We start from the raw sequence: 24,153 nt of genomic DNA, 5'->3' as shown, positions 1-24,153 counted from the left end.
TCGGTCGCTCGGCGCGGTCACTCGACCGTCCGGCCGAGCTGGACGTTCTCCAGGATGCCGACGGCGTCGGGGACGAGGATCGCCATCGAGTAATAGGCGGTGACGAGGTAGCTGATCACCGCAGCAGTGTTGACGCCCATGAAGCGGACGTTCAGGCCGGGTTGGTGCTCGTCGGGGATGCCGGTGGCGTGCAGCCCGACGACGCCTTGGTCCGCCTCCCCGGTGCGCAGCGCGATGATGCTGCTGGTGTGCTGCGGGCCGATGGGGATCTTCCCGCAGGGGAACAGCGGGACGCCGCGCCAGGCAGGGACCTCGTGCCCGTCGACGTTCGCGGTGCCTGGCACCAGGCCGCGCTTGTTGCACTGCCGGAAGAAGGCGGCGATCGCCTTCGGGTGGGCGAGGAAGAGCCGGGTCTTGCGGCGCATCGCGAGCAGGTCGTCGAGGTCGTCCGGGGTGGGCGGGCCCGAGTAGGTGCTGATGCGCTGGCCGTAGTCGGTGTTGTGCAGCAACCCGAACTCGCGGTTGTTGACCAGCTCCCACTCCTGGCGCTCGCGGATCTCCTCGATGGTCAGCCGGAGTTGCTGCTGCGTCTGGTCCATCGGGTGGTTGTAGAGATCCGAGACCCTGCTGTGGACCTTGAGCACGGTCTGGGTGAGCGACAACTCGTACTCGCGCGGCGCCAGTTCGTAGTCCACGTAGCCGCTGGGGATGGGGGGTTCGCCCCGGTGGCCGGCCTGCAGCGGGATGTCGGCCTCGCCCCTGCGGTTCGCGGGCAGCCGCTGCTGCTCGGCGTACGCCGCCAGGTGCGCGGCCAGCGACGGCACGCGGTCGGTGAACTCCCGCAGCGCCTGCCACGGCAGTGCCAGCAGCACGCCCGCGGTGTCGGCGCGCACCGAAGTGGTCCACCGCGGCACGGCCTGGCCGACGGCCTCGTCGCCGACCTGGTCGCCGTCGGTGACGACCCCGACGAGGCCCTCCTCGCCGTACTTCCCGGTGGCGTACCGGGTGAGCCGGCCGTGCACCACCAGGTAGGTCTCGGTGACCGGTTGCCCGGCTTCGCACAGCACCTCGCCCGGGCGCACCTCGCGGAGCCGGAAGCGCGCGGCGATCTCGGTGAGGACACCGGTGTCGGAGTAGCCGCGCAGCGCCGGCAGTTCGGCCAGGGTCTCCGGGACGACCCTGACGTCGTCGGCGCCGTTCTGCTCGAACTGCACCCGGCCGCGGCCGACGCGGAGTTGGAGGCGCCGGTTGACGCGGTAGGTGCCACCGCGCACGTCCAGCCAGGGCAGCATCCTGATCAGCCAGCGGGAGCTGATGCCCTGCATCTGGGGTTCGGACTTGGTGGTGGTCGCCAGCTGGCGCGCCGCGCGGGTGCCGAGGCTGGTGGGCCGACCGCCGGCTCCCGGTCCGGCGGGTGGATCGTCGGTGGCGGCGCCGATGGTGCTTTCCGATGCGGGCACGTTCTCTCTCCCGGAAGGTGAGCTGGGCAGGCAGCGTGAGGCGACGTGAACGGGCGCGGATCGGCGTGGGCGGAGCTGAACGCAGCGGGGTGGTGGGGGTGTTGGCGGGCAGGGGGCCGAATTCCGCGCAGGACAAGCCAAACAGCCCGGGGGCGTGGCCCGGTAGCCCCGCCGGGGGGCGGCTTCGCGCCCCCGGTGGTGCAAACCCCCCAGGTGAGGCGGGTGGCGGGAGGGTGCCCGCGTGCGCCCCGCCTTCTCGCTCCCGCACTCCGGCGCGCGGGGGCGCGCGTAGGGGCGCGAGGTTCGGTTTCACGCCGGGTAGGGTCGCGGCGCCGGCGCGCTGACCAGGGCGGGGCCGGCCCGGCGAGCGCAGCGGCGGGCCCCGGTCCCGTGCGCCCTCAAACCCCGGGTGCGGCGGGTGCGTACGGTGGACGCCGCCGCACGCACACACGTGCGGCAGTTCGCCGCCTCATACCCCCGGCGCGTGGCGCCGCTCGGTCCACCGCACCGCGAAGGGCATCGCCGCGCCGGCCACGGCGAACAGGGCGGCGAGCAGCGCCCATCCCGCGAGGCCGTGGTCGAGGGCGGTCACCGTCACCAGGCCGGGGCCGAGCATCATCGCCGCCGCCGAGCCCGCGTTGAACAGCCCCTGGTAGGCGCCCATCGCCTCCTCCCGCGCCAGTGCGTAGCTCAGGGCCCAGCCGCCGGCCTGCGACAGCACCTCGCCGAGCGACTGGAGCACCGCTGCGGCCAGCAGGACGAGGCAGGCCGCCGTGGCCGCGAGCCCGTGCGCCGTCGCGGCGACCAGGCAGCAGGCCGCGACCAGCAGGGCGCCGCGCCGGAACGCGACCGCCGCCGCGCGCAGTTCGCCCGTACCGCGGGTGGCGCGGACCTGCAGCAGCACCACGAGCACCGTGTTGACGATCAGCAGCGGCGCGACCAGCACCCGCGGCGCGTGCGTCGACTGCACCAGCCACAGCGGCATCCCCACCTCGATCACGCCGAACTGGAGGGTCAGCACCGAGTTGAGCACCGTCACGACGAGGAAGGGCAGGTCGCGCAACGCACTCCGGGGCCGCGGGGGTTCACCGGCGCGCCCGGTGCCGGCGGCTACCGGGGCCGGCGCCCGTCCGGCGGCGGGCGGGATCGGGATGGAGGGCAGCATGACCGCGACGGCGGCGAAGGTGGCCGCGTCGACCAGGATCGCCGTCACGTACGCCTGGCGGCTGTCGGCCTGGAGGGCCAGCGCGGCGAGCGACGCGCCCGCGCCGATCGCGACGTTGGTGACGGCCCGCAGGTAGGCGCGGCCCTCCACCCGGGCCTGCTTCGGCAGCGCCTGCGCGTACAGGGTGTTGCGTACGGCGGACGACGCCCGGTCGACGGCCGTCACCAGGCAGGCCAGCAGCACGAAGACCGGGAAGCTGTGCACCAGGCCGTAGCAGGCCATGCCCGCACCCTCCGCGATCACCAGCGCCATCAGCACCGGCTTGGTGCCCCAGCGGTCGGCGGCCCGCCCGCCCGGCATGCTGGCCAGCACCCCGCACAGCCCGGCCAGGGTGAGCCCGAGACCGACCCCGGCGGCGCTGAAGTGCAGGGCCCGCGTGAAGAACAGCACGCCGACGGTCATGAACAGGCCGTTGCCGAAGGCGTTGACCAGCGTGAGCCAGGCGAGCCGCCGGATCACCGGGTCCGGGTGGAGCAGGCGGGAGCGCCGCGTGCCGGCGGCGGGCGGATCGGGAGGGGCCGGGGAGGGCGGGACGGGCTGCGTGGCGGCGGGCGTGGTCATGACCACAAGCTGACCGGGCGGTGGCCCCCGTGCGAACTGATTTAGCATGGGGCTCAATGATCCGCTTCCACCTGGACCTCGCCGACCTCGCGGCGACCTCCTTCGCCTGCTCCGCCCTCCACCAGGCGGTGCTGAGCCTGCGGATGTGGACCCACCCCGGCCACTACGCCGAGCAGATGCCGCTGTTCCGGCGGATGCGCCCGGACTTCGAGCGGCTGGACACCGGGATGCTGACCTCGCTGGTCGCCACGAACCGCTGGGTGCCGGACTTCCTGACGCCGCGGCCCACCACGCCCTGGCCGGACTTCCGCGCCGAGCTGGCCGCGCTGCGCGCCACCGATCCCGCGACGGTGCCGGCCGACCTGGAGCGCACGTTCCTGCCGCACGACCGGGTGCTGCCCGCCCGGCTGGCCCGCGGCACCACCGACCCGGAGGGCGTGCTGGCCGAGATCGCCGACGCGCTGGAGGAGTACTGGTGGCAGTGCCTGGCCCCGCACTGGTGGCCGCGGGCCCGCTCGGTGCTGGAGTCGGACATCGTGTACCGGGCGCGCACCCTCGCCGAGCGCGGCGCCGACGGGCTGTTCGGCGAGCTGAGCAACCGGCTGCACTGGACCGAGGGCGTCCTGACCATCAGGTGGGACCGGCCGATGATGCTGCCCGACGCGGAGGTGCACGTGGCGGGCCGGGGACTGGTGCTGGCCCCCACCTGCTTCGCGCGCGGTGCGGTCACCACGATCGACGCGAACGCCCTGCCCTGGATCAGCTATCCCGCGCGCGGCCGCGCGACGATGACCGAGAACCTGGACCCGCCGCCGTCCGGACCCGCCCTGGAGGCGCTGCTCGGCCGGCCGCGGGCCCGGCTGCTCACGCTGCTCGCCGAACCCGCCTCCACCACCGAGCTGGCGCACCGCCTCCACGTCAGCCCGAGCGCGGTCAGCCAGCACCTCGCGGTGCTGCACGCGGCCCGGCTCACCACCCGCGCGCGGCACGGCCGGATGGTGCTGTACGCCCGCAGCCCGCTCGGCGACGAGCTGTGCGAATGACCCTGTGCCGAGGGGGTGTTGACGGTCGCCGAGGCGTTCGCGGCCCCGCCGGGGCACGGCCGCTGGGCGAGTCCGGTGGGGGCGCCGGTACGGCCCGCGGACGACGACCCTGACGAGCCGTTGATCATGCGATCATCTGACGCGCGGCCGAGGGGCGCGCAGGGTCGACCGGCGGGGCCGGCCGAGGGGGACCGGGCCGGTGGCGGGCCGGCGGACGAGTGTGGGGGCGGGACAATGGACGCTGCGGCGTCGCGGGCCGTGTGGGCGGCCGGCGTGATCTTCATGGCGGGGACCCTCGGGGCGTGCGGGGGTGGGGCGGGAAGCACGCGGCCGAACCCTTCCGCCCCGGCCCCGACATCGGCCACCGCCCCGGCCTCGACTCCCGGCTCCGCCGCGGCCCCGCCGACGTCCTCGACACGAGTGCTCGGTCAGGCCGATCTGGAACGGGCCGTCGTCGGGCCGAAGGACGTTCCGGGCTGGGACACGGGCACGCTGGTCGGACGCGGCGGGGACGGTCTGCGGATCGGGCAGAGCATCCCCGACGTCTCCCGGTTCCCGAAACCCCGCCCCGCCGCGTGCGGGCCGCTCAACTCCGCGGCCGGCATGGTCGGCGACCGGCAGTACCACGCGCTCGTCGAGCAGACCGTCAGCCGGTCGTCCGCGAAGGACCCCGAGGGCGAGCAGACCGTCACCATGTCCCTGACGGCGTACTCCGCCGCCGACGCGCCCCGGGTGATGGCGGACCTGCGCACCTCCCTGCGGACCTGCACGTCGTTCCGGACGCCGCTGGAGCCCGACATGGGTTACTCCGATCCCCGTCCCCTCGCGGAACCGAAGCTGGGCGACGACGCCGTCTCGTACCGGATCACCCAGAGCAACCCGAGCGTCGACCGCTCCGGCAACGACGACGGCGGCCCGCGGGTCGACGCCCACTTCCACTACGTGGTCGTCCGCTGCGGTACGGGAATCGCGGTGTTCTCCGCCATGGCCTTTCCGCAGGACACCCGGCCTCCCCAGGTGCCGATGGACCTCGTCGCGGCCCAGGTCGACAAACTCCGGAAGGTCGTGACGGGGCGTTGAAACCGCTCCCGGCCGGTGGCCCGAGTGACCGGGCCGTTCACGATGCCGCGTGGAACGGGCCGCCGGCCCCGAACGCGAGGCGGGCGAAGTTCTCGGCGATCCGGCGGTGCCCCGCGGGGTCGGGGTGCACCCCGTCGGGCAGCGGCAGTTCGGCGTGGTCCGCCTCGCCGTACAGCTCCCGGCCGTCGAGGTAGTGCAGGTGCGGGTCGTCGGCCGCGCGCTCCTCGACGATCCGGGCGAGCGCGTCGCGCACGACCGTCAGCGTCAGGCGGCCGAAGGCGCGTTCCGCCGGGTCGCCGGTGGCCTTGAACCGCAGGGTGCCGCCGTCGAGATCGGGCGCGAGCGGGCCGGGCGTGTCCTCCTGGACCGGGCACAGGACGGAGGACACCACCAGCAGCGGCGTGGCCGGGTGCCCCTCGCGCAGGGTGTCGAGGAAGCCGTGGACGGCCGGGGTGAAGGCGCGCAGGCGCATCGTGTCGCCGTTGACGATGTTGATGCCGATCTTGACGCTGATCAGGTCCGCGGGGAGGTCCCGCATGGCGCGCGCGGTGAACGGGTCGAGCAGCGCGCCGCCGCCGAACCCCAGGTTGACCAGGTCGACGTCGCCGCGCGCGGCGGCCAGGACCGGCCAGATCGCCGTCGGGTGGGCCGCGTTGGAGCCGTGGCTGATCGAACTGCCGTGATGCAGCCACACCCGGCGCCCGCCGGCCGGCGCGGGCTCCACCGGGGCGTCGGTGCGCAGCGCGATCACCTCGGTGGTCTCGCTGTGGGGGAGCCAGATCTCGACGTCCTTGTCGCGCGCCGGAAGGCCGGTGAACCGGGCGGTGCCCGGGAGGCCCTCGCGCACGTCCACCGACCCGGTGCCCATGTCGATCGTGCGGACCCGCCCGCCGGGGACCGTGGCCTGCCCGGCGAGGTCGCCGTCGACCAGCAGGTCGTAGACGCCGTCGGCCGGCGCGGGCAGCCCGGCGTACGCCCGCTTGGTGGGCAGGGCGTCCAGCTCGACGACGGTGGCCCGGGTGCGGAAGGCCAGCCGCACTCCGGACGGCTGGGACTCGGCGACGGTCAGTTGGGCGTCGGGGATCTGCCGGCGGGCCGCGGCCGGCAGCCGGTGCGGCAGCAGGCCGTGCGCGGTGCGCTCGATGTCGACCGCGCCGCGCAGCATGCCGGCGGTGACGGGCGTCGTGGTCAGGTGGGGCTCGGTGCTCATGGTTCCCGTCCGGTGTTCAGGGGGTGCGAAAGGGCGCGAGGGGAGGGGGAGGAGGCTGACTCAGGGGTGGGGGCGGCCGCGTACGAGGAGACGGCCGGGGCGGTCAGGAGGCGGCCCGGGCGCGCAGCATCGCGTCGAGGGAGTCCACCATCCAGGACCACGACACCTGCGGGTCGACCGCGGTGTGGGCGAAGCCCCCGCCCGACTCCAGGCTGATATAGCCGTGGAAGACGCTGCCCAGCATCCGGACGGCGTGGGTCTGCTCCGGCTCCGGCAGGTCGTACCCGCGCAGCAGCGCCCGCGTCATCTGCGCGTGCCGGACACCGGCGCTGCTCGCTGCCGTCTCCGGGTCGAGCCGCAACTGGGCCGCGGCGTACCGGCCCGGGTGCTGCCGGGCGTAGTCCCGGTAGGCGTCGGCGAACGCGGCCAGCGCGTCCTTGCCGGACCGCCCGGCCAGCGCGTCGGCGACCCGGTCGGCCATCTCGGCCAGCGCGAACAGGGCGATCCGGGTCCGGAGGTCCTGCGAACCCTTCACGTGGGAGTACAGGCTCGCCACCTTGACGTCGAACCGCCGGGCGAGCGCCGACACCGTCACCTCGTCGAAGCCCACCTCGTCGGCCAGCTCGGCGCCCGCACGGGTCAGGCGCTCCGCGGTCAGTCCCACACGAACCATGACCGTCCTCCTCTTCGGCGAAACCCATTATGTTCATACCTAATGGCTTTAGGCAAATGGGTAAGCCGTGGAGGAGGACGGTCCGCGCCTCAGAAGGTGGTGGCGGGGTTGAGCTGGGAGGCGGTGATACCGGTGCCGGGCACCCCCCACTTCGCGAAGATCCGCGCGTAGGAGCCGTCGGCGATCAGCTGGTTGACCGCGTCGCTCAGCGCCTTGGCGAGGGGCGAGTTCCGCGCGGTGACGAACCCGACCGGGGTGGTGCTGATCTGGCCGAGGAACCGGGTGCCGGGGATACGGGCCGCGTCGTACTTCAGCCCGAGCGTCGGGCCGAAGAAGACGTCCACCTTGCCGTTCGCCAGGCCGAGGAAGATCGGTGCGGTGTCGGCGAAGTACTGCACCTTGTACGGCTTCTTGCCGATCTTCGCGCACTTCCCGGCGCCGTCGGTGAGGATCTGCTGGAACGTCGAGCCCGGCGTGGTGGCGATGGTCAGGCCGCAGAGATCGGTGAGCTGCTTGACGGAGGTGACCTGCACGTCCTTGGAGCCGAGGAACGCCTGGCCGTCGTTGAGGTAGGTGGCGAAGTCCACCACCTGCTCGCGGGCCTTCGTGGCACCGAAGTTGTCCTGCCCGACGTCGTAACGGCCGTTCTGCACGCCGGGGATGACCGTCGGGAAGGTGCCGTACTGCACGTTCCAGGTGATGCCGAGCACCTTGGCGACGGCGTTGCGCAGGTCGACGTCGAGGCCGACGGCGGTGCCGTTCTGCTCGCCCACGTGGGGCAGGCCCTGGACGCCGGGGGAGCGGGTGGTGCCCAGGGTCAGGGTGCCGCCACTGCGGATCTTCGCCGGCAGTTCCGCCTCCAGTTTCGGGTCGGCGGTGATCGCGGAGACCACGTCCTGGGTGGGGACCGCGGTCGCGGCCGCGGCGTCCGCGCCGGGCTTGGCGGCGCCCGCGGGGTTCGACCCGGCGTTCGTGCCGGCGGAGTCGTCGGAGGAACCGCCGCAGGCGACGAGCAGGGCCAGCCCGGCAGTGGCGGCGGCGGTCGCGACGGCCAGTCTCGGGGCGCGTCGGCGGGAACGGCTTTCGGTGGTCACGGGAGTGCCTTTCACCAGGTGGGAGCTGCGAGGAGGGCGCGCGGCGGCGCGCGCGGGCGGAGCGGGGGGCGAGGGGGGCGAAGGGAAAGGGGAGCGCCGGGGGCCGCGGCTAGAGCACCGCGGAGAGGAAGGAGCGGGCGCGTTCGTGGCGCGGCGCCGCCAGCACGTCGGCGGGAGCACCGGACTCGATGATCTTTCCGCCGTCGAGGAAGACCACCGTGTCGGCCACCTTGCGGGCGAAGCCGATCTCGTGCGTGACGACGATCATCGTCATGCCGCTGAGTGCCAGGTCCTGCATCACCGCGAGGACCTCGCCGACGAGTTCGGGGTCGAGCGCGCTGGTCGGCTCGTCGAACAGCAGCAGCCGGGGCTCCATGGCCAGCGCGCGGGCGATCGCCACCCGCTGCTGCTGGCCGCCGGACAGCTGCCGCGGGTAGGAGTCCTCCCGGCCGGCGAGACCGACCCGCGCGAGCAGTTCGCGGGCCCGCTCGGCGGCCTGCCGGCGCGGGACGCCGCGCACCGCCGCCGGCGCCTCGGTGATGTTGTCGAGCACGCTCAGGTGCGGGAAGAGGTTGAACTGCTGGAAGACCATGCCCACATGGGCCCGCTGCCGGGTGATCGCCCGGGTCCGCAGCTCGTGCAGCCGGTCGCCGTCATGGCGGTAGCCGACCAGCTCGCCGCCGATCTCGACGAACCCCGCGTCCGGTTTCTCCAGGTGGTTGACGCAGCGCAGCAGCGTGGACTTGCCCGAGCCGGACGGGCCGAGCAGGACCGTCACCTCGCCCTCGCGCACGTCGAGGTCGATGCCGTCCAGCACCAGGTGGGTGCCGAACGCCTTGCGCAGGCCCCGGATCCGTACCAGCGGCCGCTCGTCGGTGCCCGTCACAGTCCCACCGCCGCGGACCGGGCCGGACCGAACAGCGGGATGTTGGACCGGGTCACCTGCCAGAAGCCGCGCGGCGGCTTCCCGGCGCCGCGGTCGCTGCCGCGGGCGTAGAAGCGCTCGACGTAGAACTGTCCGATGGACAGCAGCGTGGTCAGGATGACGTACCAGAGGGTCGCGACCAGCAGCAGCGGCATGATCAGGAAGTTCTGGTTGTAGATCAACTGGCTGGAGTACAGCAGGTCCTGGACCGCGATGACGCTGACGATCGAGGTCGCCTTGAGCATCCCGATCAGCAGGTTGCCCGAGGAGGGGATGATCGCCGGCATCGCCTGCGGCAGGACGATCCGGCGGAAGATCCGCCCCTCGCTCAGCCCCAGCGCCCGCGCCGCCTCGCGCTGCCCGGGGTCGACGGACAGGATGCCGCCCCGGACGATCTCCGCGGAGAGCGCGGCCACGTCGAGGGTGAGCCCGACGTACGCGGCCAGGATGCCGCTGAACAGGTGCGCGGTCCGCACCCCGGCGAACTCCGGCCCGAACGGCACGCCCACCGACAACCGCGGGTACAGCGAGGCGAGTTCGTACCAGAAGAGCAGCTGGACGAGCGGCGGGACCGAGCGCACCAGCCAGACGTAGCCGAAACTCAGCGAGCGCAGCACCGGGTTGCGGGACAGCCGCATCGCGGCGACCCCGATGCCGAGCAGGTAGCCGCTGGCCATGACGGCACCGGTCAGCCACAGGGTGAGTTCGAGCCCGTGCAGGATCGAGGCGCGCAGGAAGTAGTGGCCGACGACGTGCCACTGGAACCGGGGGTTGGTCACCACCGTGTGGACGAGCATCGCGAACAGGACGAGCAGGACGGCCGCGGAGATCCACTGGCCCGGGCGGCGCAGCGGTACGAGCCTGGCGGCCAGCAACTCCTGGTCCGTGGCGCGGATGTCCAGGGGGCGCGGCCCCGGGGCGGAGCCGTCCGGCTCGGGGCGTGCGGGCGGGGGATGGCCGGGGGCGGCGGTGGCCGCCGCGGGACTGTCGTGCTGGGGCATCGTCGGTGTTCCCGTCTGGTCGGGGACCGCGGTGGCGGCACGCGGGCAGGGCGGCCCCGTGCGAGGGCCGGTCTGCCGCGGCGGACCACCGGGAGGACAGCGGAATGAGGCGTGACGGCGCACGGTCCGGCCGCGGCCGCCGGTGTCCGGCGCCGCGCCGACCGGTGTGCGGCAGGCGTCAGTCGGGGGAGGAGTGGGGAGGGCGGGAAGAGCCGGCGCGCCGGGGCCGGACGCGCGAATCCACGGGTGGAACCGCGGGGACGTCAGGCAGGCGGGCAGGTCCTCGGACGGTCGCGGACGCCGCGCACGGTCGGCGGCGCCGCGCCCAGGCGGTCAGTTCAGCGGACCGCGGGCGTTTCCGGACACAGGGCGCTGCTGACCCGGAGCAGGTCGACATGCCGCCGGACCACGCGGGTCTGCACGAGGCCGTGGGGACACAGCGCGTGGTCGCGTTCGACAGCGTCCATGCCCGTTCCCTTCGCTCGCTTCGCGGTGCCACCGGCCCGGTCGGGCCCGGCGGTCGGGTCGCTCTCGCCGGACCTGCCGGGAGGACCCTTGCCCACAGCACGTTAACCGCAGGGGGACGGTCAGACAATCCCCCTTCGTGTCCGGCGCCTTGGGAAGCGACGCAGCTCACTCCCGGCGGGAGGGGATTGTGTTCGGCCGCGCGACGGAGTTACCGTGCTTGCAGGTCATGAGCGTCAGCATGCAAGGCCCTGGCCGGCTGACCGGCAACCCTCCGACGCGGTGGGGTGCTCCAGGTGACGACCCGGCGGAGCCGATGACGGCTCGGCAAGCGCGAGCTCGAACAGGCGGCAGCCGATCGAGGCGGGGAGGTGGCGAAGTGCGCGAACACCGTGAGCAGTTGACGCCCGGCCTGGCCCGCGGCGTCGTCACGTTCTCGCGGCGGCACATCGACCTCCAGCGCGTCGCCGGGGCCCTGTGTCCGGGCACACCGAGCGCATCCGCGGCCGTGACCGGCCGTCCGGGCCACCGGACCGCCGCGCCGACGCGTACCGCCGCCTGAGCCCCCCTCTTTCTCCGCTTTTTCTTCCTCCCTTTCTCTCCCTCCGCTCGTCACGAGCCGTCCCCTCCGCCGGCCTCCCGGTGCGCGGGCCCGGTGCGGGCGCCCGCCGGCTGTCTCCGGCCGGACCCCTGCCGTGCCCGGCCCGTGCCTGCGCGGGTACGGCCCCGTGTCCGCGACCCGTCCGAGCAGGAAGCGGTACCGCCATGTCCCGACCTCCCGTCCCCCTCCACCTCGCCGTCGCCCTCGAAGGCGCCGGCTGGCACCCCGCGGCCTGGCGCGAGCCCGACGCCCGGCCCGCCGACCTGTTCACCGCGCGGTACTGGGCCGACCTGGTCGCCGAGGCCGAGCGCGGCCTGCTGGACCTCGTCACCCTGGAGGACTCGCTCGGCCTGCAGTCCTCCGTGCGGACCGGCCCGGACGGGCGCACCGACCAGGTGCGCGGCCGGCTGGACGCCGTCCTGACCGCCGCCCGGATCGCGCCGCTGACCCGGCACATCGGACTGGTCCCGGTCGCGGTGGTCACCCACACCGAGCCCTTCCACCTCTCCAAGGCCGTCGCCACCCTCGACCACGTGAGCAGCGGCCGGGCCGGGGTGCAGGTCCGGGTCTCGGCCACCCCGGACGAGGCCGCGCACTTCGGCCGCCGCGACGTGCCGCGGCTGCCGATCGCCGAACTCGACTCGCCGGCCGGACGCGCCCTGCTGGACGAGCTGTTCGGCGAGGCGGCCGACTACGTCGAGGTGGTGCGGCGGCTGTGGGACAGCTGGGAGGACGACGCGGAGATCCGCGACGTCGCCACCGGCCGCTTCATCGACCGCGAGAAGCTGCACTACATCGACTTCGAGGGCCGGCACTTCAAGGTCAAGGGCCCCTCGATCACCCCGCGGCCGCCGCAGGGCCAGCCCGTCGTCGCCGCCCTCGCGCACCGCACCGAGCCGTTCCGGCTGGTCGCCGGATCCGCCGACCTCGGCTTCACCACCCCGCACGACACCGCGCAGGCGGCGTCGATCGTCGCGGAGATCAGGTCGGAGCAGGAGCGGGCCGGGCGGGGCGGGGAGACCGTGCACGTCTTCGGCGACCTGGTGGTGTTCCTCGACGAGGAGCCCGGTCGGGCCGCCGAGCGCCGGGCCCGGCTCGACGCGGCACTGGCCGCGCCGCACACCGGCGACGCCCAGGTCTTCGCCGGCACCGCCGCCGAACTCGCCGACCTGCTCGCGGACTTCGCGCAGGCCGGGCTGACCGGCTTCCGGCTGCGGCCGGCCACCTTGCCCTACGACCTGGCCCGGATCACCCGGGACCTGGTGCCCGAACTCCAGCGGCGCGGGCTGTTCCGCGCGTCGTACCAGGCCGACACCCTGCGCGGGCTGCTCGGACTGCCGCGTCCGGCCAACCGCTACACCCCCGCCTGAGCGATCCCGCGCGAAGCCCCAGGAGGCAGACCCCGCATGAGCAAGCCCGTCAAGCAGATCCATCTCGCCGCGCACTTCCCCGGCGTCAACAACACCACCGTGTGGAGCGACCCGGCGGCCGGCAGCCAGATCGACTTCAGCTCCTTCGTCCACCTCGCCCGCACCGCCGAACGCGCCAAGTTCGACTTCCTCTTCCTGGCCGAGGGGCTGCGGCTGCGCGAGCAGCGGGGCCGCATCCACGACCTGGACGTCGTCGGCCGCCCGGACACCTTCACCGTGCTCGCCGCGCTGGCCGGCGTCACCGACCGGCTGGGCCTGGCCGGCACCATCAACTCCACCTTCAACGAACCGTACGAGGTGGCACGGCAGTTCGCCTCGCTCGACCACCTCTCGGACGGGCGCGCGGCATGGAACGTCGTCACCTCGTGGGACGAGTTCACCGGGGAGAACTTCCGCCGCGGCGGCTACCTCGCCCGGGAGGACCGGTACGCGCGGGCCCAGCAGTTCCTCGCCGCGGTCCGGGCGCTGCTGGACTCCTGGCACGGCGACGAGATCGTCGCGGACCGGGCGTCCGGCACCTTCCTGGACGCGCCCGGTCCCGGCCGGTTCGACCACCACGTCGACCAGTTCGACATCAGCGGCCACTTCAACGTGCCGCGCAGCCCGCAGGGCCACCCCGTCATCTTCCAGGCCGGCGACTCCGAGCAGGGGCGGGAGTTCGCGGCGTCCGCGGCCGACGCCATCTTCACCCGGCACGGCACGCTGGACGCCGGCAAGGCGTTCTACGCCGACGTCAAGGGGCGGTTGGCGAAGTACGGCCGTACCCCGGAGCAGTTGCTGATCCTGCCCGGCGTCACCTTCGTCCTCGGCGACACCGAGGCCGACGCCCGGGAGAAGGCGGACGTGATCCGGCACCAGCAGGTCAGCGGGGCGACGGCGATCACCTTCGTGGAGCGCCTGTGGAACCGCGACCTGACCGCGTACGACCCGGACGGCCCGCTGCCGGACGTGGAGCCGCTCGACGACGCCGATCCGATCGTGCGCGGCCGGGCCGACGCCAACCGCCAGGACCGGGCGGAGACCCTCGCGCAGTGGCGGGCGGTCGCCGAGGAGAAGAAGCTCTCCATCCGTGAACTCGTCATCGAGCTGACCGGACGGCAGTCCTTCATCGGCACCCCCGCGCAGGTCGCCCAGGAACTCGACGACTTCGTGCAGGCCGACGCGAGCGACGGCTTCATCCTCGCGCCCCACCTGACCCCCGGCGGCCTGGACGAGTTCGTCGACACCGTGGTGCCGCTGCTCCAGGAACGCGGCGTCTTCCGCACCGAGTACGAGGGCACGACGCTGCGCGACCACCTCGGCCTCGCGCACCCCGACCACCCCCGGACTGCGGCCGGAGCCGGCGGGGCGAGGGCCGCCTCGTGAGATTCCTCGCCATCACCCTCATCGTGCACGCCCCCCACCCGGTCACCGGCGAGCAGAAGTCCACCCGCGACCGGTTCCGCGAGGTCATCGACAACGCCCTGCTGGCCGAGGAGTTGGGCTTCGACGGCTTCGGCGTGGGGGAGCGGCACGAGCGCCCCTTCATCTCCTCCTCCCCGCCGGTGGTGCTCAGCCACCTCGCCGCCCTCACCTCCCGGATCCGGCTGTTCACCGCCGTCACCACGCTCAGCCTGCTCGACCCGGTGCGCGCCTACGAGGACTACGCCACGCTCGATCATCTGTCCGGCGGGCGACTGGAGTTGATCGTCGGCAAGGGCAACGGCACCGCCCAGCGCGAACTGTTCGACGTCACCACCGACGACCAGTGGGACCGCAACGCCGAGAGCTACGAGCTGTTCCGCACCTTGTGGCGGCAGGACCGCACCACCGCCCGTCCCAGGTTCCGTCCCGAGCTGACCGACGCGGAGGTGTGGCCCCGCCCGCTCCAGCGCCCGATCCGGGTCTGGCACGGCAGCGCCACCAGCCGGGAGTCCGTCGACCTGGCCGCCCGCTACGGCGACCCGCTCTTCTCCGCCAACGTCACCAACCCCATCGAGCCCTACGCGGAGCTGATCCGCCACTACCGCGGGCGGTGGGAGCACTACGGGCACGACCCGGCACTGGCCACCGTCGGCGCCGGCAGCGCCGGCTACTACGCGGCCCGCACCTCGCAGGAGGCCGTCGCGGCGTACCGCCCGGTCTTCGAGGGCCACCTCGCCTTCCAGCGGCGGCTGGGCGCGGAACCGGTCTTCCCGACCCTGGAGGACTTCGTCGAGCGCAGCTCCGCGCTGATCGGCAGCCCGCAGCAGATCATCGACAAGGTGCACCGCTACCACGAGCAGTTCGGGCACCGCGTGCTGCACCTGCACGCCGACGCGGGCGGCCTCACCGACGCCCAGCACCGCGCCTCCATGGAACTCTTCCAGTCCGCCGTCGCGCCCACCCTGCGCAGGGACATCCCGGACCCGCCCTGGACGTGGGGACCCGCCGGTACGGACCCGGTCGGTACGGAGCCCGCCGGTACGGACCCGGTCGGCGCCGGCCCGCATCCCGCCGGCGCCGCGAGCACCCCGGCCGAGGCGACCGCCCCGGCCTCCGCAGCCACCGCGACCTCCGCAGCCACCGCCTGACAAGGAGCACCACCGTGGCACACACCCCGCTCGCGGTCCTGGACCTCGTGCCGATCTCCTCCGGATCCACCGCCGGCCAGGCGCTGCGCAACAGCATCGACCTGGCCCGGCACGCCGAACGCCTCGGCTACGCCCGGTACTGGTTCGCCGAGCACCACCTCAACCCCGGGGTCGCCGGCACGTCCCCGGCCGTCGTCCTCGCGCTGACCGCCGCCGCCACCCGCACCATCCGGCTCGGCGCGGGCGCCGTCCAGCTCGGGCACCGCACCGCGCTGTCCACCGTCGAGGAGTTCGGGCTGCTCGACGCCCTGCACCCGGGACGGTTCGATCTCGGCCTCGGCCGCTCCGGCGGGAAGACGCCCGCGGGCGCCGACCGGCAGCCGGCGCTGACCGCCGCCACCCCGGTGGTCGACGGCCGCACCCCGAACGGGCTGCGCATACCCGCCCGGTTCTCCTTCGAGCAGGTGCTGAAGTCGCCGCGCTTCGCCCTGCACCGGCAGCTGCTCACCCAGCCCGGCGCCGAACCGCAGCCGTACGACGAGCAGATCGCCGACATCCTCGCCCTGATCGCGGGCAACTACCGCACCGCCGACGGCATCGACGCCCACATCGTCCCCGGCGAGGGCGCCGACCTCCAGATATGGATCCTCGGCAGCAGCGCCGGGATCAGCGCCCAGGTCGCCGGCGCCCGCGGCCTGCGGTTCGCGGCGAACTACCACGTCAGTCCGGCCACCGTGCTGGAGGCCGCCGAAGCCTACCGGGCCGCGTTCGTGCCTTCCGCGGAACTCGACCGCCCCTACGTCAGCGTCTCGGCCGACGTGGTGGTCGCCGAGGACGAGGCCACCGCGAAGGAACTGGCCGCCGGCTACGGGCCGTGGGTGCACAGCATCCGCAGCGGCGCCGGCGCCATCCGGTTCCCGACCCCCGACGAGGCCCGCGCGCACGCCTGGAGCGAGCAGGACCGGGCGCTGGTGGCCGACCGCGTCGAGACCCAGTTCACCGGGACACCGGCCCAGGTCGCCGACCAGCTGGAGACGCTGCGCGACGCCACCGGCGCCGACGAGCTGGTGATCACCACCATCACCCACGACCACGCCGACCGGGTCCGCTCCTACGAGCTGCTGGCCGGCGAATGGAAGCGGCGATGACCGCGACCGGGGCGCAGCGGCGCAGGGACGCCCGGTGCGCCGGACACGCGCCGCCGCCGCTGCGGCCGACGGCCACAGCGCTCCACGGCGGCAACGGCGCCGCCATGCCGGATCCCGTCCGCCCCGAGCGGCAACTGCCCGCGGAGGACGGGGCGTTCACCTCGACCGCGCTGCGCGGGGTGTTCGGCGCGTTCCCGACCGGCGTGACCGCGATCGCCGCGCTCGTCGACGGGGTCCCCGTCGGCCTGGCGGCCAGCTCCTTCACCTCGGTGTCCCTCGACCCGCCCCTGCTGTCGGTGTGCGTGGCGCACACCTCGACCACCTGGCCCACCCTCGCCCACCGCGCCCGGCTCGGCGTCACGGTGCTCGGCGCCGACCAGGACCGCGCCTGCGCCCGGCTCGCCGCCCGCGACGGCGACCGCTTCGAGGGCCTCGAGTGGCGGGCCACCGCCGACGGGGCGGTCCTGCTCGACGGCGGCAGCGCCTGGTTCGACTGCTCCGTCGAGCGGCACGTCCCGGCCGGGGACCACGACATCGTCCTGCTGCGGATCCACGCGCTGGACGCCGACCACGCGACCGCGCCACTCGTCTTCCACGCCGGCCGGTTCCGGCGGCTCGAAGAGGCCGCCGGCCGCCGGACCACCCCCGCCCGCGGCACGGGCGGCGCCCCTGCCGCGCGCACCATCGAACCCGAGGAGCAGTCATGACCGCACAGGCCGAAGAGACCGGCCGCACGACCTTCACCGAGGAATGGGAGCAGTGGCACGCCCGCCACGAGGAGGCGCTCGCCGACCCGCACGGCTTCCTCGCCGTCACCAGCCTGCGCTGGCTGGACGCGACCCCGACCCGCTTCCCCGACGCGCCCGGCGCCTGGTCCAGCACGGATGCGGGGGTGGTGGTGGACCTCGACGAGGGCGAGGAGCTGACCCTCGACGGCCAGGTGCTGCGCGGCCGGCACGACTTCGGGGTCGTCGCCGAGCGGGGCGGCCTGTTCCCGGCCGCCGGCGACGCGGTGATCGAGATCGCCAAGCGCGGCGGCCACGACATCCTGCGCCCCCGCCACCCGGAGAACGAACTGCGGCTCGCCTTCACCGGGACGCCCGCCTACGCCCCGGACCCGCGCTGGGCCGTCACCGGCCGCTACCTGCCCTTCGACGCACCGCGCCCGACCACGGTGGGCGCGGCGGTCGAGGGTCTCCAGCACGTCTACGACGCCCCGGGCGAGGTCGAGTTCGAGCTGGACGGGACCACCCACCGGCTGACCGCCTTCAACGGGCACGCCCCGGGCAGCCTGCTCGTGCTGTTCACCGACGCCACCTCGGGCGTGACGACGTACGCGGCCAACCGCTCGTTGTCGCTCCCCGCGCCGGACGCCGAGGGCAGCGTGCCGGTCGACTTCAACCGCGCCTCCAACCTGCCTTGCGCCTACACCGACCTGGCCACCTGCCCGCTGCCGCCGGCCGGGAACCGGCTGCCGGTCGCGATCGAGGCGGGCGAGAAGATCCCGAGCGGCCGGTAGGACCCGGGCGGGCGGTGGGACCCGGGCGTGGAAGCGGGGGAAGCCGGGGAAGCGCCGGAAAAGGGAGCCGCCCGGACCCGTCGGGCCGAGAGGCCGACGGGTCCGGGCGGAGCGAGCCGGATGAGCGGAGTGAACGGGGTGAGCGGGATGGCCGCTCACCCCGTGCGGGTCAGCCCGCGCAGGTCAACTGGGGGTTCGCCCAGTCGCCGTGGTCGTAGGCGTTGCCGTCCCCCGCGTCACCGACGACGAGGTCGAGGGTCTGCACGCCGGTGAGGTCCGCGGTGAGCTGCTGCGCCGGATCGCCGCCCTTGACGGTCTTGGTGGCGGCCAGCGTCTTGCCGTCACCGAGCACGCTGAACGTCTCCGAGCCCGAGGTGCCCGCGTCGTCGTCGTTGCCGACCGTCGTGACGAGCTTCGAGCAGTTGCCGCCGAGGTAGATCGTCACGTCACTGACCGAGTTGGTGCCGAGCCCCTTCGGGTACACGGTGCCGTCGATGGTGAGCGGACCGCCGTCACCGGCGTTGGTGCCGCCCACCGACTCGTCCCGCTCGACCGGGCCCCAGCCGTTGGTCGACGCGACGAAGTCCAGGTCGCTGACGTCCGTGACACCCGTCGGCGGCGGCGGGTTGGACACCTGGACCTGGGCGTCCTGCCGCAGGATCTGGGCCACGTCGTGCTGGGCGTAGGTGGCGGTCGCGGTGAGCGTCGCGGTCGAGGCCGCGGCGCTCGGCGCCGTCAGGGTCCAGGTCGCCACCGCGCTCTGCCCGGGCATGACGGCCCCGAACACCTGCGGCTGCGCGTCGTAGACGAACCCGCTGGGTGCGGCGAGCGTCATGTTGATGCCCTCCGCGGTGGTGCCGTGCGCCGGAACCGTGAGCGTGGTGGTGACGGTCAGGTCCTTGCCGCGCTGCACGGACTTCACCGACGGGGTCACCGCCAGCGTCGCCCCGGGTGCGGCCGCCTTCTCCTTGGTGAACGAGAGGTTGTCGAACTGGTCCAGGTCGTACGAGGTCAGGCCGAGCCCGCCCTGACCGGCGGTGTAGGAACTGTCCTGCACCGAGCCGACCTTCCGGCCGTCGACGGACGCGGTGATCACCGGGCCGCTGAAGGACAGCGCCAGCTTGTGCCAGCGGCCGGTGCCGAGCGGGGTGGTGGCCGAGCGCATCAGCGTGGTGCGGGTGCCGTTCGCGTCGCTCTTGAAGAGCGTCCACGCCCCGGTGTCGCTGATCTGGAAGAAGTAGCCCTGCTGGTGGGACTGCGGCCGGTTCTGGGTGCCCGCCCGTCCGATCAGCTCCAAGGTGCCGGGCTTGGCGAGTTCGGCGTCCGTCTGGAGCGTGTAGTCCGTCCAGGTCGGATCGCCGACGAGGGTGAAGGCGTCGCTGTCGTCCTGCCATTCGATCGGCTTGACCGGCGCCATCTGCTGGAGGCACTTGCCGGAGCGGCCGGCGGCGCACTTCTGGACCTCGAAGGAGCCCTGCATGTCCGAGAGGTAGCGGGCCTCACCGCCGATGACATCGTTGTCGAAGTTGTCGGAGTAAGGCAGCGCGAGGGCGTGGGCGGCCGGGGCGGTGGCGGTGCCCTTGCCCTGGCCGGTGGTGGTGGAGACGGTGTAGATGTAACCGGGCTGCATGGTCAGGGAGTACGTCCCGTCGGCGGCCGGGGTGATGTCCTGGGTGTGGACGAAGTCCGTTGCGGCGCCCGGGTGGTTGACGTCGGTGGCCCAGACGTGGACGGCTCCGGTGCTCAGGCCGCCCTGGACGGTGAAGGTCGCGGTCTGGGCGGCGGTGGCGGTGGTGGTCTCCAGGACGGTGGAGTAGTCCTTGCCGTTGGGTGACTTCAGCGTCACGTAACTGCCGTTGGACTCGGCTCCGTTGAGGTAGCCGGAGGCGGAGTCGATGAACGTCCAGCCGGGCTGGGCGAACTGCGTGACCTGGGCGGTGGCCCAGGTGTTCTCGCCGATGCTGTAGTTGCCCGACCAGGGGGAGCCCGCGGTGGCCAGGCCCACCGTGGAATAGGGCAGGTTCGGGTAGATCGCCGCGATGAGCGGCCAGTTGAAGTAACTGGTCATCTTCGCGTCGACGTAGCCCCGGGTGATGGAGCGGATCAGGGCCGGAGCGCCGGTGTTCATGTCCTGCGAGCCGTTCTCGCTGGCCCACAGCGGCTTGCCGTTGTCCTGCGCGGTCTGCGTGCTGGAGCAGCTCGTCGCCGGGCCGCCGTCGCCCTGGCAGGGGTAGTGCGCTCCGATGATGGACACCGCGTCGTTGAACGCCTTGTCCTTGGCCATGTCGTCGGCAACGTCCCAACCGCTGTCGTCGGCGACGATCTGCACCTTGCCGTATCCGGCCTTGTCCAGCGCGGCGCGCAACTGCACGTACCAGGCGTCGTCGTGGCCGCGCTCGTTCCAGCCGCCGAGGTACTTGATCGGCAGGCCGTGCTGCTTGGCGCAACCGAGCCAGGAGATGAGGTAGTTGATGGTGTCGGTCGACCAGAACCCGCCGTCGATCCAGCCCGGCGCCGCCCAGGCCAGGCCGTACAGCCCGATGTTCGGGTTGCGCTTGACGGCCTGCTCGGCGAGCCAGAACTCGTAGCCGGCGTTGCAGTTGACGACGCCCTTGCTGTGTTCGATGGACGGCTCGGAACCGTCGGTGGAGTTGGCGTCGCCGCCGATCTCCAGCTTCAGCAACTGGAGGTCGGCGCCGTAGCCCGGCTTGAACAGGTAGTCCAGGATCTGCGACTGCTGCTGGGGCGGATAGTCGGTCAGCAGGCGGGAGTTGCCGCCACCGCCGCTGATCGCGCCGATCCCGTCGAAGGTCCGCCCGCCCTTGCCGCCGTCCACGGTGATGGAGGTGGTAGCGGCCTGTGCGGGGGCGCTGCTGACCGCGAGTATCGCGGCCAGCAGCGCCAGTATCCACAACGGGGAGAGTCTCAGCACGCGTTGCACGTAGGGCACCCTTCGTGTCGAGGACAGCTTTGAGGGCGCCCCGGGTGCGGTCACCCCAACGGGCGCGCGAGAAGGCCGTCTTGGAAGATGGGGCACAGTGTGTCTTCGTGTGCGTTTGGTGGTCAACCCTCGCGCCAAGAGAAAACATATTCACACATTTCTGCAAACGGCCGATCCACTCCCGTATCGGCACCCGCGCACGTCACACGGCGGGGGTATCGGGCGCCCCTCAGGCGTGCTTCCGGGTCGGCGCGGCCCGGCCGCGCGGTCCGGTCGGCGTGGCCCGGGATGGCGTGCGGGTTCTGCCGCGGGCGGGCCACCGGGCTTGGTACGCCCGACCGTTGGCGCGGAGCGGTCGGCCCGCAGGCTCCCGCGGCACCGCCCCGGCGCGGCCCGGGCGGTGGCCGGAACCGTCCCGTCGAACCTGTCCCTGTCACATCTGTTGACAGCCAGACTGTGAGCGCTAACAATTCGAGCTGCTGTGATGCAGTCCACCTCGTCATCCTCTCGTCATCCCCTCGGGGCCATGCCGGCCCCTGCGCTCTGCTGCCCGCGACACCGCACTGAACTGCACATTCGTCGCCCTGGAGCGCACCAAGCGCGAGAACGGAAGGTCCTATGACCCCTCGTCACTTGCCCAGACGGAACTTCCTCAAGGTCGTCGGAGCCACCGGCATCGGCGGATCGGCGGCCGTTTTTGCGAGCGAGAACATTGCGGAGGCCGCGTCCCCGACCCCGGCGGACTCCCCGGCGGACACCTCGACGGCCGCTGTGTCGGACAGGCCGGGAGCGCCGCCCGCCGCCCTCCCGTACCCGACCCTCAGGCGGCCGTTCGCCATGCCCGGGGTCAAGGAACAGGACTGGACCGGGGCGCTGTTCGTCGGCGAGGGCGAGTCGCGCTTCGCGGTGCGCGTCGTGCTCCTCACCAAGGCGAACAAGGTCATCCGGGAGAAGATGACCAACAACCTCTGGCGGATCGGCCCGATGGCGCCGGACGGCAGTTTCAAGCAGGTCCAGATCAGCACCGACGACCGCTCGGTCATGCCGGCGCACCTGGACGCGCTGAAGGAGGTGATCGCGCACCCGGACCAGTGGTCCGCCGCCGAGGTCACGAACGCCACCACCGAACTCCCCGTGCTGCAGGCGAAGTACGACCTGGCGCAGGAGCAGCGGCGCAACCTCCTGGTCCGCTACAGCCGGACCGGGGACGGCAGTTCGCTGGTCGCCACGGTCACCGCGCTGGACGACGACACCACCGTCTTCCTGGAGGTCGGCACGCCGTGGGGCGCGGTCGCGGGCGAGACCGCGGTGTTCGCGCTGGACGGGCGCGACGTGACCGGCAGCGCGCCCGGGCTGGTGGACACCGGTGCGACCGGCCACATCCGGCTGATCCCCAGCGAGCCGCCGGACGACGCCGCGCTCTACGCCTCGGTCGCGGACATGACCGCGGCGATGACCGGTGGCACCGGCGCGCCGGGCACGGCGACCGCGGCGCTGCGCTACCAGCTCGACCAGGGCGAGAGCATCACGTTCGCGGCCGCGATCGGCTCCCGGCCGCCGAAGCTCGCGGTGCCCGAGCCGCACGAGGTGGAGCACCGGCTCGCCACCGCCCAGGGCGCGATACGCGACGCCCACCTCACCGGCTCCGGCCCGGTCGGGCAGGCCGCCGACGCGGTGCGCGACGCGCTGTCGCTGAACACCAACTACGACAGGACCTTCCACCGCAACTACGTGCTGTGGGGATGGGGCGGCGGAGGCGGCCTGTTCACCGGCTGGGACTCCTCCTTCGACTGCATCGACGCCGCCCTGGTCGACCAGAACCTCGCCACGCAGCACGAGTCGGACATCTTCGACCAGCCCGCGCCGCCCAACCAGGTGAACCTGGTGGGCCCGCGCTACGACCAGGAGAACTCCGGGCCGATGCACGCCTACGCGGTGTGGCGGCTGTACACGAAGTTCGGCGACCGCACGGTGCTGGAGAAGGCCTACCCGCACCTGGTCACCTTCCACGACCTGATGCCGGAGTGGGACGCCGACGGCGACGGGCTGCTGGAGACACCGTACTTCGGCGACCGGGTCGGCGGGCGCGGCAACCACCTCGGCCTGGACGACCTGCCGGTCTACGCGGACTACCAGCGCATCACGAAGGTCGGCGGCAGCGGCGACTCCCGCGACAACACCAACCTCACCGACGTCGCGCTGAACTCGTACTACGCGCTGTTCGCCGAGACGCTGGCGAAGATGGCCCGGGTCCTGGGGCGTTCCGCGGACGCCCGCCGGTTCGCCGATCAGCACGCCACGCTGCGGCGGCTGCTGAACGACCGGCTGTGGCACCCGGACAAGGGCATGTACCTCAGCCGCTACCTCGACGGCACCTGGAACGAGGTGGTCACGCCGACCGTCTTCTACCCGCTGTTCGCCGGCATCGCGACACCGCAGCGGGCCGCGACCCTGATGGACCACCTGCTGGATCCGGAGGTCTTCTGGGGCGACTACGTGGTGCCGAGCGTCGCGCGCAACGACCCGACGTACTGCTCCGGCGGCCCGGTGCACCCGGACTCCGAGCACTTCAGGTTCTTCGACCGCTACGGCGAGGGCACCGCCCCCGAGCAGTGGAAGGGCGCGGTGTGGCCGCCGATGAACGCCACCGTCTACGACGGCGTCAAGCGCTACGGCTTCGACGACATCGCCGGGATGTTCGCGGCGCGCAGTACCGCGATGTACCTCGACACGTGGACGAAGGACGGCTGGTTCCCCGAGTCGTTCGACCCGGAGCCGGGCCAGTCGATCATGGACGCGGCGGTCGACACCGCCTGGCGCACGTACTCCTGGTCCAACGCGATGCCGGTGCAGGGCCTGCACGAGCTGATCTCCGACAACCCGTGGGACGGTGACGCGTCGGCCCTGATGTTCGGCTCGCTGACGCTGCCCGGCACCAACAGCGTCGCCAACGTCACGATGCGCGGCCACCGTTACGACGTGTCGGCCGGGCCGGACCGCACCACGCTGTCCCGGGACGGCCGGGTGGTCTTCCGTGCCACCGGCGCTCGCGTCGCCGTGCGCAACTTCGTACTCGGCGACACCGGCGCGACCTTCGACCTCAACGCCGACGGCGCCACGCACCTCGAGGTCTTCCCCGCACACGGCCGGCCGCGCACCACCAGGGCGCCCAAGGGCCGTTCCCGCATCACGCTCTGACCCCGCCCCGACCCCGGAGCCCGAGGA

Annotated in this window: 19 protein-coding genes and 1 riboswitch; of the genes, 10 read left to right on the top strand and 9 right to left on the bottom strand. The window is 73.1% G+C overall.

Going from position 1 to position 24,153, the window contains the following annotated elements:
- Positions 1–17 precede the first annotated feature (17 nt).
- Together C4U44_RS16165 and C4U44_RS16160 are read right to left on the bottom strand one after the other, a co-directional pair.
- A complete protein-coding gene (locus C4U44_RS16165) occupies positions 18–1,439 on the bottom strand; it encodes a family 2B encapsulin nanocompartment shell protein (RefSeq protein ID WP_235032150.1) in 1,422 nt (473 codons plus the stop codon).
- A gap of 490 nt (positions 1,440–1,929) precedes the next feature.
- Positions 1,930–3,246: an MFS transporter gene (locus C4U44_RS16160; protein ID WP_146088274.1), complete on the bottom strand. Its 1,317-nt coding sequence runs from the start codon at positions 3,244–3,246 to the stop codon at positions 1,930–1,932.
- 56 nt (positions 3,247–3,302) lie between these two features.
- Between C4U44_RS16160 and C4U44_RS16155 the strand changes: the two genes are divergently transcribed.
- On the top strand, positions 3,303–4,289 hold the full coding sequence (locus C4U44_RS16155) for an ArsR/SmtB family transcription factor (protein WP_103886493.1): 987 nt from the start codon (positions 3,303–3,305) through the stop codon (positions 4,287–4,289).
- 420 nt (positions 4,290–4,709) lie between these two features.
- The gene (locus C4U44_RS16150; protein ID WP_103886492.1) at positions 4,710–5,369 is read left to right on the top strand and encodes a hypothetical protein; all 660 of its coding nucleotides are present in this window, start codon (positions 4,710–4,712) and stop codon (positions 5,367–5,369) included.
- 37 nt (positions 5,370–5,406) lie between these two features.
- Here the strand turns inward: C4U44_RS16150 and C4U44_RS16145 are convergent, their stop codons facing one another.
- The 6 genes from C4U44_RS16145 to C4U44_RS43250 all read right to left on the bottom strand — a co-directional run bounded on the left by C4U44_RS16145 (position 5,407) and on the right by C4U44_RS43250 (position 10,739).
- On the bottom strand, positions 5,407–6,579 hold the full coding sequence (locus C4U44_RS16145; RefSeq protein ID WP_103886491.1) for a GDSL-type esterase/lipase family protein: 1,173 nt from the start codon (positions 6,577–6,579) through the stop codon (positions 5,407–5,409).
- 103 nt (positions 6,580–6,682) lie between these two features.
- On the bottom strand, positions 6,683–7,252 hold the full coding sequence (locus C4U44_RS16140; protein WP_103886490.1) for a TetR/AcrR family transcriptional regulator: 570 nt from the start codon (positions 7,250–7,252) through the stop codon (positions 6,683–6,685).
- A gap of 89 nt (positions 7,253–7,341) precedes the next feature.
- Entirely contained in the window at positions 7,342–8,346 is a 1,005-nt protein-coding gene (locus C4U44_RS16135; protein WP_103886489.1) for a transporter substrate-binding domain-containing protein, read from the bottom strand.
- A gap of 109 nt (positions 8,347–8,455) precedes the next feature.
- The gene (locus C4U44_RS16130; RefSeq protein ID WP_103886488.1) at positions 8,456–9,232 is read right to left on the bottom strand and encodes an amino acid ABC transporter ATP-binding protein; all 777 of its coding nucleotides are present in this window, start codon (positions 9,230–9,232) and stop codon (positions 8,456–8,458) included.
- Positions 9,229–10,272, bottom strand: a complete 1,044-nt coding sequence (locus tag C4U44_RS16125; protein WP_103886487.1) for an amino acid ABC transporter permease — start codon at positions 10,270–10,272, stop codon at positions 9,229–9,231. The genes C4U44_RS16130 and C4U44_RS16125 overlap by 4 nt, the downstream gene beginning before the upstream one ends.
- A 338-nt stretch (positions 10,273–10,610) precedes the next feature.
- Positions 10,611–10,739: a putative leader peptide gene (locus C4U44_RS43250; RefSeq protein ID WP_265737329.1), complete on the bottom strand. Its 129-nt coding sequence runs from the start codon at positions 10,737–10,739 to the stop codon at positions 10,611–10,613.
- Positions 10,740–10,962: 223 nt separating this feature from the next.
- Positions 10,963–11,077, top strand: a riboswitch (SAM riboswitch).
- A gap of 39 nt (positions 11,078–11,116) precedes the next feature.
- On the opposite strand from C4U44_RS43250, the gene C4U44_RS16120 reads away from it, so the two are divergent.
- From C4U44_RS16120 to C4U44_RS16090, 7 genes are all read left to right on the top strand, one after another.
- Positions 11,117–11,299: a putative leader peptide gene (locus tag C4U44_RS16120; RefSeq protein WP_103886486.1), complete on the top strand. Its 183-nt coding sequence runs from the start codon at positions 11,117–11,119 to the stop codon at positions 11,297–11,299.
- A gap of 203 nt (positions 11,300–11,502) precedes the next feature.
- Positions 11,503–12,708, top strand: a complete 1,206-nt coding sequence (locus C4U44_RS16115) for an LLM class flavin-dependent oxidoreductase (RefSeq protein ID WP_103886485.1) — start codon at positions 11,503–11,505, stop codon at positions 12,706–12,708.
- 36 nt (positions 12,709–12,744) lie between these two features.
- Positions 12,745–14,133, top strand: a complete 1,389-nt coding sequence (locus tag C4U44_RS16110) for an NtaA/DmoA family FMN-dependent monooxygenase (protein WP_103886484.1) — start codon at positions 12,745–12,747, stop codon at positions 14,131–14,133.
- On the top strand, positions 14,130–15,320 hold the full coding sequence (locus tag C4U44_RS16105) for an LLM class flavin-dependent oxidoreductase (protein WP_103886483.1): 1,191 nt from the start codon (positions 14,130–14,132) through the stop codon (positions 15,318–15,320). Before C4U44_RS16110 ends, C4U44_RS16105 begins: the two co-directional genes overlap by 4 nt.
- A gap of 14 nt (positions 15,321–15,334) precedes the next feature.
- Complete coding sequence (locus tag C4U44_RS16100; protein ID WP_103886482.1) at positions 15,335–16,468, top strand: LLM class flavin-dependent oxidoreductase; 1,134 nt, start codon at positions 15,335–15,337, stop codon at positions 16,466–16,468.
- The gene (locus C4U44_RS16095; protein ID WP_235032123.1) at positions 16,465–17,175 is read left to right on the top strand and encodes a flavin reductase family protein; all 711 of its coding nucleotides are present in this window, start codon (positions 16,465–16,467) and stop codon (positions 17,173–17,175) included. Before C4U44_RS16100 ends, C4U44_RS16095 begins: the two co-directional genes overlap by 4 nt.
- A complete protein-coding gene (locus C4U44_RS16090) occupies positions 17,172–17,987 on the top strand; it encodes a DUF1684 domain-containing protein (RefSeq protein WP_103886481.1) in 816 nt (271 codons plus the stop codon). Before C4U44_RS16095 ends, C4U44_RS16090 begins: the two co-directional genes overlap by 4 nt.
- 169 nt (positions 17,988–18,156) lie before the next feature.
- On the opposite strand, the gene C4U44_RS16085 is transcribed toward C4U44_RS16090, so the two are convergent.
- Positions 18,157–20,919, bottom strand: a complete 2,763-nt coding sequence (locus C4U44_RS16085) for an NPCBM/NEW2 domain-containing protein (RefSeq protein ID WP_146088273.1) — start codon at positions 20,917–20,919, stop codon at positions 18,157–18,159.
- Positions 20,920–21,765: 846 nt separating this feature from the next.
- Between C4U44_RS16085 and C4U44_RS16075 the strand changes: the two genes are divergently transcribed.
- Entirely contained in the window at positions 21,766–24,126 is a 2,361-nt protein-coding gene (locus C4U44_RS16075; protein ID WP_103886478.1) for an MGH1-like glycoside hydrolase domain-containing protein, read from the top strand.
- Positions 24,127–24,153 lie beyond the last annotated feature (27 nt).

The sequence above is a fragment of the Actinacidiphila yanglinensis genome, assembly GCF_900107965.1.
GTDB lineage: Bacteria > Actinomycetota > Actinomycetes > Streptomycetales > Streptomycetaceae > Actinacidiphila > Actinacidiphila yanglinensis.
Note: the sequence above shows the minus strand (reverse complement) of the source record. Positions and strands in the feature narration are given on the sequence as shown.